The following is a 14236-nucleotide window of genomic DNA, read 5'->3' on the forward strand; positions in this document are numbered from 1 at the left end:
CTAACTAAATGGACCCTAGGATGAAACGATATTGGTTGTATCTGATGCTCATTGCAGTTTGTCAAACGTATTGTGTTGGGCAAAAAAAACAACAAAAATTATCCAAAAATAAAATGGTTGACTACTATCAAGCACGGACGATTGCACTCGAAAAAATGGCTACATTTTCTCCCGCAATAGATGTAGTACTATGGGAAGAACAAACCATCACAAAACCCTATGGATGGATATTTATGTTCACTACTGAAAAATACATTGAAACCCGCAATCCAAATGATACTCGGCCTGGCACTCCCGCTATCATCGTAGAATACCAAACAGGACTGGCCACTGAAACACCTTCCTCCGTACCCCTAGAAACATTTCTGAAAGAATTTGAGAAGAAGTTTCAGCCAAAATATTAGGGAGATTCAAAAACATTAAGAAAACAAATTCAATCATTTATTTTTCACTCATAAACATTTTAACCTCAAAACGCTTACAACCATGGCACACAAGGCAACCATCAAAATCGACGGCACTGAATTCGAAGTACTACATTGCTCATACTCGTTTCACCAACACGTAAATCCTCATACCAACGAAACTACTTCAGAAGTATTTGGTGGCAACATCGACGTAACCATCGAAACTCGTAACGCAAACGCGAAAATCATTGAGTTGATGACCCTCCAACACAAAGATGATATCGACGGCGAAATTAAATTTGTGAACCAGAAAGGCGAAGAACTACGAACCATTAAATTCAACGATGCCTCGGTAGTCAACTTCAGCGAAACATTCAACTTGGCAGGAGCGGGGACAGGAACCCAAACTTTTACCATCTGCTCACGGGACTTGGACGTCAACGGACAAAAGTTAAAATTGAAGAGAGAGTAGCTTTTAAGCCTTTGTTTGTGCCGCATTCTGCGAAAAAATAACCCCTCGCTAATGTGGCACAACTGTTTTTTTGACAGATTGACCCTTTTTATTTTCAGCAAGTTATTATGTTATATCATGGCTCTCACCAATACTTTTACTGCCAGCACTGAAATCACCATTAACGGTGAAACCATTCGGCGTGTCAATCACCTGCGGATTGGTCAGCGGTTTGAAAGTCACCACGATTTCGAAATCAGCGTATCGCCAGATATGCTCGCCAATCGATTCATAAAACTGAAAGAACTGGCAGAAAAATTTGTTGGGAAAACAGCCGCCATTACCCTGCGTCAGGGTCGGTTAGGGGTAACTGAACAAACACAGATTTTTTCGGGAATTGTCACGTCGATACGGCTGGTCAAGGGACAAAGTCAATCGAGCACGTACCTGATTTCGGGATTAAGCCCAACCATCCAATTAGCGGCGGGTGTCACAACGCGCAGTTTTACTGACAAAACGCTGATGGATATTGTTACGCAGGTTCTTTCTCCTTTTTCTTTTGCCGCAAGTATGGCCCCTGCCAACAGCACGCCTATTCCTTACGTGACGCAGTATGAGGAAGATAACTTCCATTTTTTGCAACGCTTGGCCGAAGAGTTCGGCGAATGGATGTTTTATGATGGGAGAACGTTGATTTTTGGTAAAAATATCCGAGAAACCTCCCCCACGGTAGCTTTGACCCACGGAACCAATCTATTTGATATGGAATACGGACTGCGGGTAACACCCCTCAATTTTAAGGCTTCGTATTTTAATTATGAGGCGTTTGATTTATTTAAAGCAGATTCGGCAAGTGAACAGGTGGAAGGGTTGAGTTCTTTCCCCCAAATGGCATTTGACCGCTCCAAAGAAGTTTTTGCCGATGATTTGATGAATATCAACTTCACGGACCATGTCAGTGAAAGTAGTCTTAAAACGGCGGTGAAACTCAAGAGAAGCGAGCAGGCCAATAAATTGGCCGTGTTTACGGGACGTAGCCCCGAAATGGAGATGAAAATAGGCGGCTTGGTGAATATCACTGAGCCAGTGTTTATAGATGGAATACGTACAGATACCATTGATTACGGCACGTTTGTAGTGACCCGATTGAATCATTTTGTCGATGCTCGTGGCGTATATCAAGCTAATTTTGAGGCTGTTCCGCAGGATAGTACTTTTCCGCCCGTTGATTATCGCATTGTAATGCCAGTGGCCAGGCCACACATCGCGCAGGTGAGGGATACAAATGATCCGTTGAAATTGGGTCGGATTAAAGTGCAGTTTGGCTGGCAGCCGCAGGGTGATACAACGCCGTTTATTCGGGTAGCGAGCATGATGACGGGTCGCTCAAAAGGGTATTTTATCCCCGAGGTTAGCGATATGGTGATGGTAGACTTTGAGTTTGGGAATCCTGATTTACCTTACGTAAGCGGCAGTTTGTACGCCAACGACGGAGGCACTCGAATGCCCGGCGATGAATTATTTAAAGCAGATAATCACATCAAAGGAATCATTACCCGGGGCGGTAATCACATTATTATTGACGATAGCGAGGGGAAGGAAAACATTAAAATTTTTAACAAAGAAAATAAAAATGAGATTGAACTATCACTGGATGGCGGGTCTCACATAAATATCAAAAGTAAAGGTTCGGTGAATATTAGCGCGGGTAGTATCAATCTCAATGCTTCAAAAATTAATATCAAAGCGTCGGAAGATTTGGTGTTACACGGAGAAGACAATATCAAAGGGACGTCAAAAGATAAGATTGATATTCAAGCCAAGAGCTATAAACTAAAATCTGACACGGATGTGGATATTGAAGGAATGAACGTAAATATCAAAGCAACGGCCAATGCTAAAGTAGAAGCTGGAGCACAATTGGAGCTAAAAGGTGGGCCGATGGCCACCATGAAAGCGGGCATTATTCAAATCAATTGATTATGCCCGACGAGTATTATCCCGTACCGCCTTCTTTTGGCTCCTTAATGAAGCGCCAATTCACCGAAAAAATCTCGGTGGAGGATTCTATTGCCCAAAATATATCGCTTTATCTGGCGTCCAAACCCAAGGAGTTTCATTTTGACCATAATTACGGATGCATCATTCACGGGTATGATTTTCGGCAATTGAGAGATACTCCGAGCAAGGACCAAATCAAACGGTCGGTGGAAGAATACCTGAAAAAATTTGAACCGAGAATTACAATTATTAAAGTTGATATTGAAATTACGGATGTAGAAGAAAAAGTAGAGGGTGGAAGCCCGCGTATTTGTCGCTACATCCAAATCATTATTTCAAGTACCCTCGTTCAGACCCAAGAACGCTTGAAAGACATGAAGTTTCGATTAGTGAGGTATTCTTAAGGTGAGCCGCCTACCCATAACCCCTAACAATGTACAACGAACCCCAACGATACAAAACCCGCGAACAAATCCGAAGCGAAATGATTCGGGAAATTGCGCGTTTGTGGCATTATGACGAGAGTGATTTAGCCATCGAAAGCTTTGACCCACTGGTTGGAATGCTGTTAGGAGCTTTTGCGACTGGGCTTGAAAATATTCACCATGAGTTAGACAATTCGCGGAGCCGGGTGGTACAACGCTTGGCACATTTGCTTACGCCAGAGGTACTAACGGGGCCACAACCTGCCCATGCCATGATGAAAGCGGGTATCATTGATCCCACTTTCGATGTATTGCCAGAACATACATTTAATTGTGCATTGGCGGGAAAAGAGTTTTTTTTCTCATCGGTGGGGCACTATACCCTGCATAATCTCCGATTGAATACCGTCATTATGCAAAGCCGTATCCGAGAGATGGGCATGGGAGGCGCACCGCGTGAATTTTTTATGGACCAGGCGTTGCCGTTGGATGAAGTCTGGATTGGCCTGTCTTTAAACGAGGAATTGGAAGCCCTTGATGACCTTGCACTCTTTTTTGATTGGCGCAATGACCCCTCACGCACCACCCATCTGAGCCGTTTATTGGACGTACGGATGTTTACCGAAACAGAAGAACTTCAGGTAGTGCAGGGGTTGGCAAACAAAAAAACTTTTGACGGACTGGCTAATGAACTGGGGGCTTCGGCCCGAATTGAGCGGACGGTCCAACGCCAATACGACGGGCATGTCCTGAGCGTCAGCAGTCGCAATCGACTAACGGGGCAGGAAATTTCCATTCAAAGCCAAAAGAAAAAATATCCCGAAGCCATCACTTCCTTCCTGCGCCCTGATGAGCTTCAGCGGTATTTTGTGCAGGAATTGTTTTGGATAAAAATCAAATTTCCGGGGGCATTATCACCAGAAATTTTGTCACGTATGTACCTTGATGTAAACGCTTTTCCAGTAGTCAACCGCCGGGCGGTTACTAATTTTCAGGAATTGCGTGCGTTGTTTAATGTATTTCCCATTCGTACCGAAGAAACTGACTTTTTTCTGGATATGATTGAGGTTGAGACTCCTACGGGGGCTAAACTCGCCAATGTGCAGCAGTTCAATCGAGAAACGGGTAATCAATATTTGCTCCGACAGGGTGGCGTGGCGCGTTTTGATGAGCGCGATGCTTCCGAAATTTTGTCGTATTTGGTGGATTTATTGCGGGACGAAGGAGCCATGTTTATGGCCTTGGGACGTGGTGAAATCGAAAACGACGTGGAAGAAATTCGGAAACGGCTGGAACGCATCAGCAATATTATTAAAAAAGATAATTTTCAAAATTGGTTTATAAGCGCCAAAACCACCGAAAAAACGGGGCGACTAAGTATACGCTATTGGACTACGAAAGCAGATGCCGCCAACAACCTCGCGTTTGGAACAAAACTAATGCGTGACCGCGCAAATATTGCTTTTACGGACGACATAACCATGCTCCTCACCACCACCAAAGGCGGGCAGCGACCGTTGCAGGGAGACGATAATTTGCCCGTTTTCAAAAAAGCAATCCTCACCCGAGGGCGCGCCGTGACGATGGAAGATTACAAAGCGGTGTGTTTTGCCGAATTGGGCGATAAATTAAAACGGGTGGAAATCACCAAGGGCTTCAGCATGGGAGCGTCTCAGTATCAGGGACTACAGCGAACCTTAGACATCAACCTTACGTCTAATCCTGCAAAACCGCTTCCGCCCGAGCAATGGTCGGAGTATAGTTTACGCATCAAACATTTGTTGGAAGAACAGTCGTCGGGTGTTTTGCCCATCAGGATGTTGGTCAACGGAACAGTAACTTGAATGACGAAGGAGCGAATGACGACGTGGGCCGAGCGATGACGAATTCGGAATTCGTTCTTCTGAATTCTTACATCCTACCTCTGATTTCCTACTTCCTATCTCCCATTAACCAACCAACAAAATAACCTATGTCACCCGAAGAACTCAAATCAGCGTTGGATCAATTGCCCGTCAGGCGGCTTCGGGTAGAGGCCGTGGTGGATGAATTGATTGCGTGCGGGTTTTGTCGGAAAGAAGAAATCGTCATTTATCCCGAACGCTCATCGGCGTATTTTTACGAACGGGATGTTTCAGAAATCGAGGAAGTATTTAACGAACTGACCGGAACTTCGTGGTACCGGGTCAATACCCCCCGCGACGGTTTGTATGACACCTTGCCTGAGCGTCTTTTTCACCGGCCCACGGGCCGCAATAAAACCGATGAGCAATGGGAGGAGATTCGGAATGAAGAAGAACGCCAAGAAGACGATGCGCGGCAGTTTTTTCTGCCCTTCGACAACGCCATCACTCATCAACGGGTGCGCATTGAGCAGTTTGAAAAACAAGCGTTGGCGGGGCAGGACAAAGGTTTTTTGAAGGAGTTTTTAGCCGTTTTCTGGCCAGAAAGTGCCCATTTGTCCTTGACAGATAATCAGCAGGCTTCGTTGTTTCAAATAACCACCATTGCTCACAAAGCCGCTGGGAATTTGGTGTGGATGCGTGATTGTTTTGAGCAATTGTTGGGGGATTCGGTGAAACTAGACTATGAGTCAATTGTCCAGTCATTACCCGTCGAGGCTCCTTTCATGCCACTTGGTGAGGCCGCTTTAGGCGTGGATACGGTCATTGCCACTCCTTCGTTGACCGACCAATTCCTTTGTTTGAAAATCTCTATCGGCCCACTCACAGCTCACCAAATGGAAGGGTATGTTCCCAATGGTAGACAACGAAAAATGGTCGATTTTTTAGCTGGATTATTAGTGCCGATTGAATTGGATTGGCGGTTGGAGTTGCTGCCCCAAAAATCCGAAGATGGATTTCAGTTAAATAATGGCAGTCAGGCGGCATTATTAGGTTTTACGACGGTTTTATGAGTATTTTTAGTGAAGAATGGAGACTAATTTCAAATTTAGTAATTAATCAATTGTAGTAATGTCGTCAACAATACTTACGCTTTTAATCGGAAATATTGTCTTTGGAATAGCCAATTTAGGGATTGTTGCCTATTTAAAATCATCGGCGATTTTCTCCAAGAAATTGTTGATGCACGTGCTTATCGTCTTTGCTCTATTTGCGGCATTGGGAGGGGTTGTTAGTCAAATAGCGTCGCTGTCGTTGAATTTTATTGTGTTTGAAACGGGTGCTTTGATTTTAGGGGTTGTCTTTTTAATAACAGCTTACAAAACTTTTTCGACGTGGCTGGAACGTAAAGAATTTGCCCCAGGATTTTGGTTGTGCGTCTCACTCATGTTTTTTGGAATGGCGGGTTTTATCCTTTCGTATTCCCTCATTTCCAAACAAGCGGAGATGCTCATTCCGTATCTTTCGCTGGGCGCCTTGCGGTATTTGCTGCCTTATGTGTTCATCAAATCGTATGATTTCTGGAAGACTATACCGCCGAGTGTTTACCAAAAATGGTATTATCCCGTCACGACGCGTGTGCCAGCGATTGAATTGCGAAATACGATGCGGGTCAAGGTCAGAATCAGCAAGAAACCCAATGACCCCACGTGGGAAGGCCACGAATTTGAAGCGCCCCAAGATCGTACTTTGGGCGAATGGCTGCATTATATGATGAATTTGTACAATACCAAAGTCGACCCCAATAACCCTATCTTGTTTGAAGATATTCAAACGGGCCGGGCCGTGGGTTGGGTTTTTTATACCTCTTCGTTTTGGGGGTTATTTAAAACGTACCTTGATCCTGAAAAAACCTTTATACAAAATAACATAACCACGAGCACACCGATTATTGCGCGTAGTTATACCGATTAAACCTGCGTATGGCAACTCCAACTTCAAAGCATTTACCGATCAACTGGGTGGACGGGATGAAAATCACCAAAGACCACCTGTTGGGCAGTGATTTGGCCGCAATCGACGCAATGTGCGATGTGGCCCGTACGCACTTAAACGCCCATACTTACGGCCTTCTACCTTCCAACGACGGAAAAGTGTGTCAACTAAGCCAAAATGGCAATGAACTGACCCTGCCGTTTTGCCGGGCCGTTACGCCCGGCGGGGTGCGCATTGAATTCCCCGCTTATGCCAGTCAACCCGCGCTGACCTGCTCGTTGTCAAGCATTCAAAATGAATTGCTCAATGAGCGCAGCACGGAGTTTTATGTGTTGCTCATTGTGGACCCCACCAACGTAGTGCCGTTTGGCGAACCCGACCCCAAAGAATCCCCGTTACGGTTGCCCTATTGGATGCCGTCACTCCGATTGGCCGTGGCTACCGCTGAGCATATCAAGCACAACACCTCTGGTATTCATCATTTGGTGGTGGGAAAACTAAAAAAAGTAAATCAGCAATTCAACCTGCTCTCCGAGTGGGAATATGTGCCGCCGTGCATGAATATCAGCGCCCACCCAACGCTGATGTGGTATTATGATCATTTTGACGCTTTGATTGGACAAATTGACAAAAATGCCGAGACCACCGTGCAGAATGTATATTTGAAAGCGCAGGATGATTGGTCAAAAAACGTGGGGATATTGGCCCAAAAAGTAATCCTGCATATTGCCGACTCGTACGACCACTACCGCTTGATTCTCAACGAATCATCGCCTGCGTATTTTGTGGAATATTTCGCCCGATTTGCCCGGGTTTTTATGGGAACCCTGCGTTGTTTGCCCCAGCGTAATAAAGAATACATGTACAATTACTTTGGACAACGTTTTGGCGTGACCCAGGCTTCGTTTGAAGCAAAACTCAATTTATTGGTGAAAATTCAGTACAACCACAACGACGTCGTTCCCGCTTTTGCCCTTATCAAAGATTTTTTGGACAATCTCAACGCCATTTTTAATGAATTAAGCGGCCTTGAATACGTCTATAAAGGCGACAGCGACGGCGGGTATCGTGGACGGGAACAGTACCGGTCGTAAAATGGGAAAAGTTAAAAAAGGGTAAGCGAAAAAATAGAATAAGCCTTCATTAAGGGTTAATTTTTTAGGGTAAATCAATCGCCGAAACATGAGTCCTTTTCTAAAATATATTTTGGTCAGCTTGCTGTTTTTTGGATTGCTGACGGCCATCAGTTACCGTTTTCTCAACCCGCGCTCGGCGGGCAAAGCGGCGCTCTCTTCCCAAACAGAAGTGCGGTTTTTGACGGATGTACAGTTGTTGGATACCCTTTATCGTTCCTTCAGAATAGCCATTAAAGGTACTGATCAGAGCGCTTTGGCGCAAACAAAAAGTAATCTTCAGGAACAACTGGAAGCATTGCAAAAACGCCCAGCAGAAGCTACGGTATTGGACACCATTTTCAGACGTGTAGTTCGCAATTATAAATTTCTGATACTGGTCAATGAAGAAGCCGTTGCCAATCAAAAAGACATAGTTGCCAAAAAACAGGCGTATAAAGACCAAATTGAGCATTTGACGCAGGATAATCAATTTTTGAAACTCCAGATTGTAAACAAGCAATCGCAGCCGCCACCGCCGCCCGTTGCGCCCATTAAATAAGCGTGGAAATGGCATGGTGTGCGTGTTCAATTTTGTTTTCCACTTTCGAACCTCGAAAAATATGAAAGCCCTTAATAGTGAAATACGCCGTTCTCGCATTATATACTTCTGGGCCTGTTATGCAGGCGTTGTGGTCTTGTTGGGTATTTCAATCTATCTTAATCTCCGTAAAATCCCTGAATTGGCCCTTCAACGAAATCAATCGACCGAAACAGAAATCAAGGGTTTTTTGGTCGAAACCGACCGTCTGGATGATTATATCGAAGTGCTGACCAAAACTAAACCGTTTTCTGCCAAGCAATTACAGACTGTTTTCGGGTTTATCACCCGACTTCAGCAGCGGTATGATAAACCGCTCTTTAGGTCTGTTCTCAAAAGTTATGAGGCTTATTTGACGGATTTGGGAAATGCGCGGTTGATACAAGACGATGAATGGAAACAACTCACGGATAAGTACAGTCTGTTGGTTCAGGAAAAGCAAGGTCTTGAACTGCGGCTCCAACAACTTGAACAACAACGCGCTCAACCCTAAAACGCCATTTGAGCGTTAAATTTACCCTAATCTGCAATTGCCACGATATGATTCGCCTACTGTTTGTTTTTGGTTGTATCCTTTTATCGGTCGCCTCGGTTGCCCAAAAAGTAACTTTTGATGACTACAAAAAAAGAGCGGATGTGTGTTTTAAAAAACAGGATTATCAATGTGCCAAAGAAAATTATGAACGTGCGTTGCGCATTCGAAACGAAGAACCTTACTGTAAAAGTCAACTTCAAAAAGCCATAAAAGCGTTGGCCCAGAAAAATAACGCATCCGTCACGCCCAACCCTACATCGTTTCCCCGAAAAAATACAAATTCCAACCAAGCACCCGAAAAAAACGAAAGCCGCGCTGAATTACCCGATTTTGTACTCGTAAAAGGTGGTGCATTTTTAATGGGGGACGACAAAGGAGCCATTGATGAGCGCCCTGTACATTCCGTAACACTCGCTGATTTTTTCGTGGCAAAGCATGAAGTGACAGTTGCCCAATTCCGAACATTCGCCAAAGCTACTGGAAAAGTAATGCCCGCACCGCCCAATTGGGGCTGGCAGGATGACCATCCCGTCGTCGGGGTTTCGTGGGACGATGCCGTGGCGTATTGCGAATGGCTTTCAGGTCAGACAAAAAAAAGGGTTCGCCTTTTGACCGAAGCCGAATGGGAATACGCGGCCTGCGGCGGTGCCGTTAAAAATATCGTTGCTACCGAAGAGATGGGTTGGTATGCTGGAAATACCGACGGCGCGGGAACTAAGCCCGTCAACACCAAAAAAGCGAATAAATTAGGACTCTTTGATATGGGAGGCAATGCCGCCGAATGGTGCGCCGATTGGTACGATAAAAATTATTATGCCAACAGCCCAAGTACGGCTCCTGCGGGCCCACCACAGGGAAGCGGCCGAGTGGTGAGAGGCCGTTCGTTTGGCGACGAACCCAAACCGCTTACGTTTCGTTACGGATTAGCACCCACATCCAAAAAAAATACCGTTGGCTTTCGGGTGTGTTATGAGTAATTAATGTAGGCCAAAACAGTCTCGATATGTCGGATGTAATTCTTTTTGACGGTGTTTGTAATTTCTGCAACGCGAGTATCAACTTCGTCATCGACCGTGATGCCGCGCGGAGATTTCGGTTTGCCTCTTTACAATCGGATTTCGGTCAGCGACTCTTGGCCGAGAATAATCGCCAATTGACTGATTTTGATACCGTACTTTTGCTGAGAGCGGGGAAGTTATACGAAAAATCGGATGCGGCACTGGAGATAGCGCGTTACTTGAAAGGCTGGTCTTGGCTGTATCTGTTTCGCATCGTTCCCCGTTTCATCCGGGATTTCTTTTACGATATCATTGCCAAAAATCGCTACCGACTTTTTGGCAAGAGCGACTCCTGCCGTATCCCTACGCCCGAAGAGAAAAAATTGTTTGTGATAGAGTGAGTTAGGGAGGGAGTGATTAAGTTTGCAGTCATTAATTCATAATTCACTCAATAATAACCTTAATGAAAGCATACGTTTTCCCCGGCCAAGGCTCTCAGTTCAGCGGAATGGGCAAAGATTTGTACGAAAATAATGCCCAAGCCCGTGCAATGTTTGATAAAGCAAACGAAATTTTAGGTTTTGAGATTACAAAAGTAATGTTTGAAGGAACCGACGAAGAACTCAAACAAACCGATGTGACTCAGCCAGCCATATTTTTACATTCCGTTATTCTGGCTTCTACCATTGAAGATTTCAAGCCCGACATGGTGGCGGGCCATTCGTTGGGAGAGTTTTCGGCGTTAGTAGCGGCGGGAGCATTATCTTTTGAGGATGCATTGCGGTTGGTCGCCAAACGGGCCGACGCCATGCAACGGGCCTGTGTCATCAGTCCGTCAACGATGGCGGCCGTATTGGGTTTGGATGATGCTAAAATTGAGGAAATTTGTGCCTCGATTGAAGGAGAAGTGGTGGTAGCGGCCAATTTTAACTGCCCAGGACAGGTAGTCATTTCTGGTACGCATGAAGGGGTGCGCCTAGCGGGTGAAAAATTGAAAGAAGCAGGTGCTAAGCGCGTATTGCCGCTTCCCGTTGGTGGTGCGTTTCACTCTCCCCTCATGGAGCCCGCCCGCGAAGAATTGGCGGCGGCCATTGAAGCAACGGTCTTTTCAGTCCCGCGTTGCCCCATTTATCAAAACGTAAACGCGCAGGCGGCTACGGAGGTAGAAACCATCAAAGAAAATCTGATTTCGCAACTCACCGCGCCCGTACGCTGGACCCAATCAGTTCGGGCGATGGTGGCCGACGGTGCCGTTGAGTTCATAGAGTGCGGTCCAGGAAAAGTCTTGCAAGGCTTGGTTAAGAAGATAGCTTCCGACGTAACCACGGCCGGAGTTTAAAATAAGGATAAAAAAGTTTGCATTTTTATTTCTCATAAACTCCCTGATTATCAATTCTAAAGACGCAGGCTTATTTTTTTTATCAGTTTTTTTTCAAAAACGACTTGACACGTAACCGATAAAGGGCTACTTTTGCACCACCAAAACGGAATTGGTGGATGGTGTAATGGTAACACAGAAGATTTTGGTTCTTTTATTCAGGGTTCGAGTCCTTGTCCGCCAACTGAAAAGCCTCGCAATTGCGAGGCTTTTTTTATTTAGGATATTTTAACTTCGAAAAATGCTGGAACCAGCCACAATTTTATCATTACACAAACTGATCCAGCACCAAAACGCCCAGTAAACCTACGATTGACACGATGGTTTCCATGACCGTCCAGGTTTGGAGGGTTTCTTTTATGGAAAGGTTGAAGTATTCTTTAAACAGCCAAAAGCCGCCGTCGTTGAGGTGGGAGCAAATTAAACTCCCCGAGCCAATGGCCAATACCATCAATTCGGGCTTTACCCCTTGACTTTGCACCAATGGCGCAATAATACCTACCGCCGTAAGCCCGGCCACGGTGGCGGAGCCTACACAGATGCGAATCACTCCCGCAATGGCCCATCCTAAAATAAGGGGAGAAATTTCTACCCCTGCCAACAGTTCTCCAATGTACTTACTTACGCCACCATCGGTCAGGATTTGTTTGAAGCCTCCAGCGCCGGCAACAATTAACAAAATGATAGAAACGCTCTTAAAAGCTTCTTCGAGCGATTTCATGACGTTTTTGGTCGTTCTGCCGCGTTTAATCCCGAGAAAGTAAATGGCGACCAGTACAGAAATCAACATCGAAATCGAAGGGTCGCCCAAAAAAGCAAAAACCGTGTAAAGAATGCTTTCTTCGGCAAAATTACCTTTCAACCAAGGCATAAGCGTCAGGAGCAATAAAGGCAACAACGCTACGATTAAGCTGATGCTCAGGCTAGGCATTTCCGACTCGCTGAAATGCTTGGTGTTAAATAAAGAAGCGTCGGGTTTTGGGTCGTATTTTTTGAGCGTTTTGGCAAAAATGGGCCCTGCTAGAATAATGGCTGGGATAGCGACGATTAAGCCGTAAAAAAGCGTTTGACCAACATCCGCTTTGAACTGCGCCGCAATGGCCGTAGGAGAGGGATGAGGGGGCAAATAACCATGTGCCACCGATAATGCCGACAACATTGGAACTGCCACGTACAGCATGGGTAGTTTGGTGGATGCGGCAATGGTAAAAATCAGCGGGATGACAATGACAAACCCGGCATTGTAGAACAACGGTAGGCCAATGATAAAACCAGCCAACGCCAACCCCCAAGGCAAATATTTTAAGCCAAAAATATTCATTAGGGTAGTGGTAATCCGCTGGGCTGCGCCGCTGTCGGCCACGAGTTTTCCGAGCATAGAGCCGAAACCGATAATAATGACCAAGGAGCCTAGCGTACCTCCAATGCCTTTTTCGAGCGATTGACTAATCGACGTCACACTCATGCCACACGCCAGACCAAGCCCAATACTGACCAAAACAAACGAAATAAAGGTATCCAAATGAAAATAAGCGACTAAAATGATAAGCGCTAAAATGCCCAGCAGGACGTACAATAAGAGCATAAAGGGTAGGAGTTAAGAAGTTAGGATTAGTAACTGACTTGGTACAGTTAATTTGTGCAATAATAATAACTTAATGGGTTTAAGTTGTACAAAATCGTGAGCCGAATAATTTTACCCTGACTGACCAAGTTTTGAAAAGTAAGCAGCAGACGCTTGTAATCTACTCCCGTACCAGCTGAAGAGTTCGCCATCTACCACCAAAATGGCCGCATCTGGACAAATATTCTGAAATTCCTGAAGGTGTTTTTCTTTAAAAGGATAAGGCTCGGAAGATAAAAAGATGTAATCAGGTTGGGCTTGTTTAAGTTGCTCAGCGGATATTTCGGGATAACGGCTCAATGTACCAAAAACATTCTGAAACCCTGCGCGTTTGAGCATATCGTCGATAAATGTATCGGAAGCGGCTACCATGTATGGTTTACGCCAAATGAAGTACGCCGCTGTTTTGGATGAAAGCTTCGTTGTTGGAAGTGCTGAAAATCCTCGTTCAATGTTCAATATGATAGATTTCGCCTCTGACTCTTTTCCTACCAATGCTCCAATCCGTAAAATCATATCGACGGCATCTTCAAGGTTAAAGATATCCGACATCCACACGGGGAGGAACTGTTTAAGGGTGTTTATCCCATTTTCCTCATTTTCTTCTTTATTGCCAATAACTAAATCTGGATTGAGTCTTTTGACGGCCTCAACATCAAAGCTTTTAGTGCCCCCAACCTTGATTTTTTGTTTTATTTCCTCGGCGGGATGAATACAGTAGTTAGTAACTCCCACGATTTCTTCGCGCAGTCCTAGGGCAAATAGTAACTCAGTTTGTGAAGGTACAAGCGAAACAATACGTTTTGGGACCACAGGCAGCGTAACATCCTGATTCATTTGGTCTTTTACGGTCTTAGTCATGGCC

The 14236-nt window shown here is 45.1% G+C and carries 15 protein-coding genes and 1 tRNA gene; 14 read left to right on the top strand and 2 right to left on the bottom strand.

Annotated features, from left to right (window positions below; genetic code table 11):
* The first annotated feature begins 20 nt into the window (after positions 1 to 20).
* The 14 genes from DR864_RS00965 to DR864_RS01030 all read left to right on the top strand — a co-directional run bounded on the left by DR864_RS00965 (position 21) and on the right by DR864_RS01030 (position 11931).
* A complete protein-coding gene (locus tag DR864_RS00965) occupies positions 21 to 404 on the top strand; it encodes a YrhB domain-containing protein (protein WP_162793495.1) in 384 nt (127 codons plus the stop codon).
* Between the two features lie 82 nt (positions 405 to 486).
* Entirely contained in the window at positions 487 to 879 is a 393-nt protein-coding gene (gene tssD, locus DR864_RS00970) for a type VI secretion system tube protein TssD (RefSeq protein WP_114065184.1), read from the top strand.
* A gap of 117 nt (positions 880 to 996) precedes the next feature.
* Positions 997 to 2838: a type VI secretion system Vgr family protein gene (locus tag DR864_RS00975; protein WP_162793496.1), complete on the top strand. Its 1842-nt coding sequence runs from the start codon at positions 997 to 999 to the stop codon at positions 2836 to 2838.
* Between the two features lie 2 nt (positions 2839 to 2840).
* Entirely contained in the window at positions 2841 to 3263 is a 423-nt protein-coding gene (locus DR864_RS00980) for a GPW/gp25 family protein (RefSeq protein WP_114065186.1), read from the top strand.
* 29 nt (positions 3264 to 3292) lie between these two features.
* The gene (locus DR864_RS00985) at positions 3293 to 5128 is read left to right on the top strand and encodes a type VI secretion system baseplate subunit TssF (protein ID WP_114065187.1); all 1836 of its coding nucleotides are present in this window, start codon (positions 3293 to 3295) and stop codon (positions 5126 to 5128) included.
* A gap of 128 nt (positions 5129 to 5256) precedes the next feature.
* Positions 5257 to 6201: a type VI secretion system baseplate subunit TssG gene (locus tag DR864_RS00990; RefSeq protein WP_114065188.1), complete on the top strand. Its 945-nt coding sequence runs from the start codon at positions 5257 to 5259 to the stop codon at positions 6199 to 6201.
* A gap of 58 nt (positions 6202 to 6259) precedes the next feature.
* On the top strand, positions 6260 to 7102 hold the full coding sequence (locus DR864_RS00995; protein ID WP_114065189.1) for a TssN family type VI secretion system protein: 843 nt from the start codon (positions 6260 to 6262) through the stop codon (positions 7100 to 7102).
* Between the two features lie 8 nt (positions 7103 to 7110).
* Complete coding sequence (locus DR864_RS01000; RefSeq protein WP_162793497.1) at positions 7111 to 8217, top strand: hypothetical protein; 1107 nt, start codon at positions 7111 to 7113, stop codon at positions 8215 to 8217.
* An 88-nt stretch (positions 8218 to 8305) separates the two neighbouring features.
* A complete protein-coding gene (locus DR864_RS01005; RefSeq protein ID WP_114065191.1) occupies positions 8306 to 8797 on the top strand; it encodes a hypothetical protein in 492 nt (163 codons plus the stop codon).
* Positions 8798 to 8858: 61 nt separating this feature from the next.
* Positions 8859 to 9329: a hypothetical protein gene (locus DR864_RS01010; RefSeq protein WP_114065192.1), complete on the top strand. Its 471-nt coding sequence runs from the start codon at positions 8859 to 8861 to the stop codon at positions 9327 to 9329.
* A gap of 47 nt (positions 9330 to 9376) precedes the next feature.
* Positions 9377 to 10348, top strand: coding sequence for a formylglycine-generating enzyme family protein (locus tag DR864_RS01015; protein ID WP_114065193.1), 972 nt, complete (start codon positions 9377 to 9379; stop codon positions 10346 to 10348).
* Between the two features lie 26 nt (positions 10349 to 10374).
* Entirely contained in the window at positions 10375 to 10770 is a 396-nt protein-coding gene (locus DR864_RS01020) for a thiol-disulfide oxidoreductase DCC family protein (RefSeq protein ID WP_114065194.1), read from the top strand.
* A 62-nt stretch (positions 10771 to 10832) separates the two neighbouring features.
* Positions 10833 to 11708, top strand: coding sequence for an ACP S-malonyltransferase (fabD, locus tag DR864_RS01025; protein WP_114065195.1), 876 nt, complete (start codon positions 10833 to 10835; stop codon positions 11706 to 11708).
* Positions 11709 to 11860: 152 nt separating this feature from the next.
* A tRNA-Gln gene (locus DR864_RS01030) sits at positions 11861 to 11931 on the top strand.
* A gap of 84 nt (positions 11932 to 12015) precedes the next feature.
* Here the strand turns inward: DR864_RS01030 and DR864_RS01035 are convergent.
* Entirely contained in the window at positions 12016 to 13332 is a 1317-nt protein-coding gene (locus DR864_RS01035) for a gluconate:H+ symporter (protein ID WP_114065196.1), read from the bottom strand.
* A 111-nt stretch (positions 13333 to 13443) separates the two neighbouring features.
* Complete coding sequence (locus DR864_RS01040) at positions 13444 to 14232, bottom strand: ABC transporter substrate-binding protein (RefSeq protein ID WP_114065197.1); 789 nt, start codon at positions 14230 to 14232, stop codon at positions 13444 to 13446.
* Positions 14233 to 14236 lie beyond the last annotated feature (4 nt).

Source organism: Runella rosea, from assembly GCF_003325355.1.
GTDB lineage: Bacteria > Bacteroidota > Bacteroidia > Cytophagales > Spirosomataceae > Runella > Runella rosea.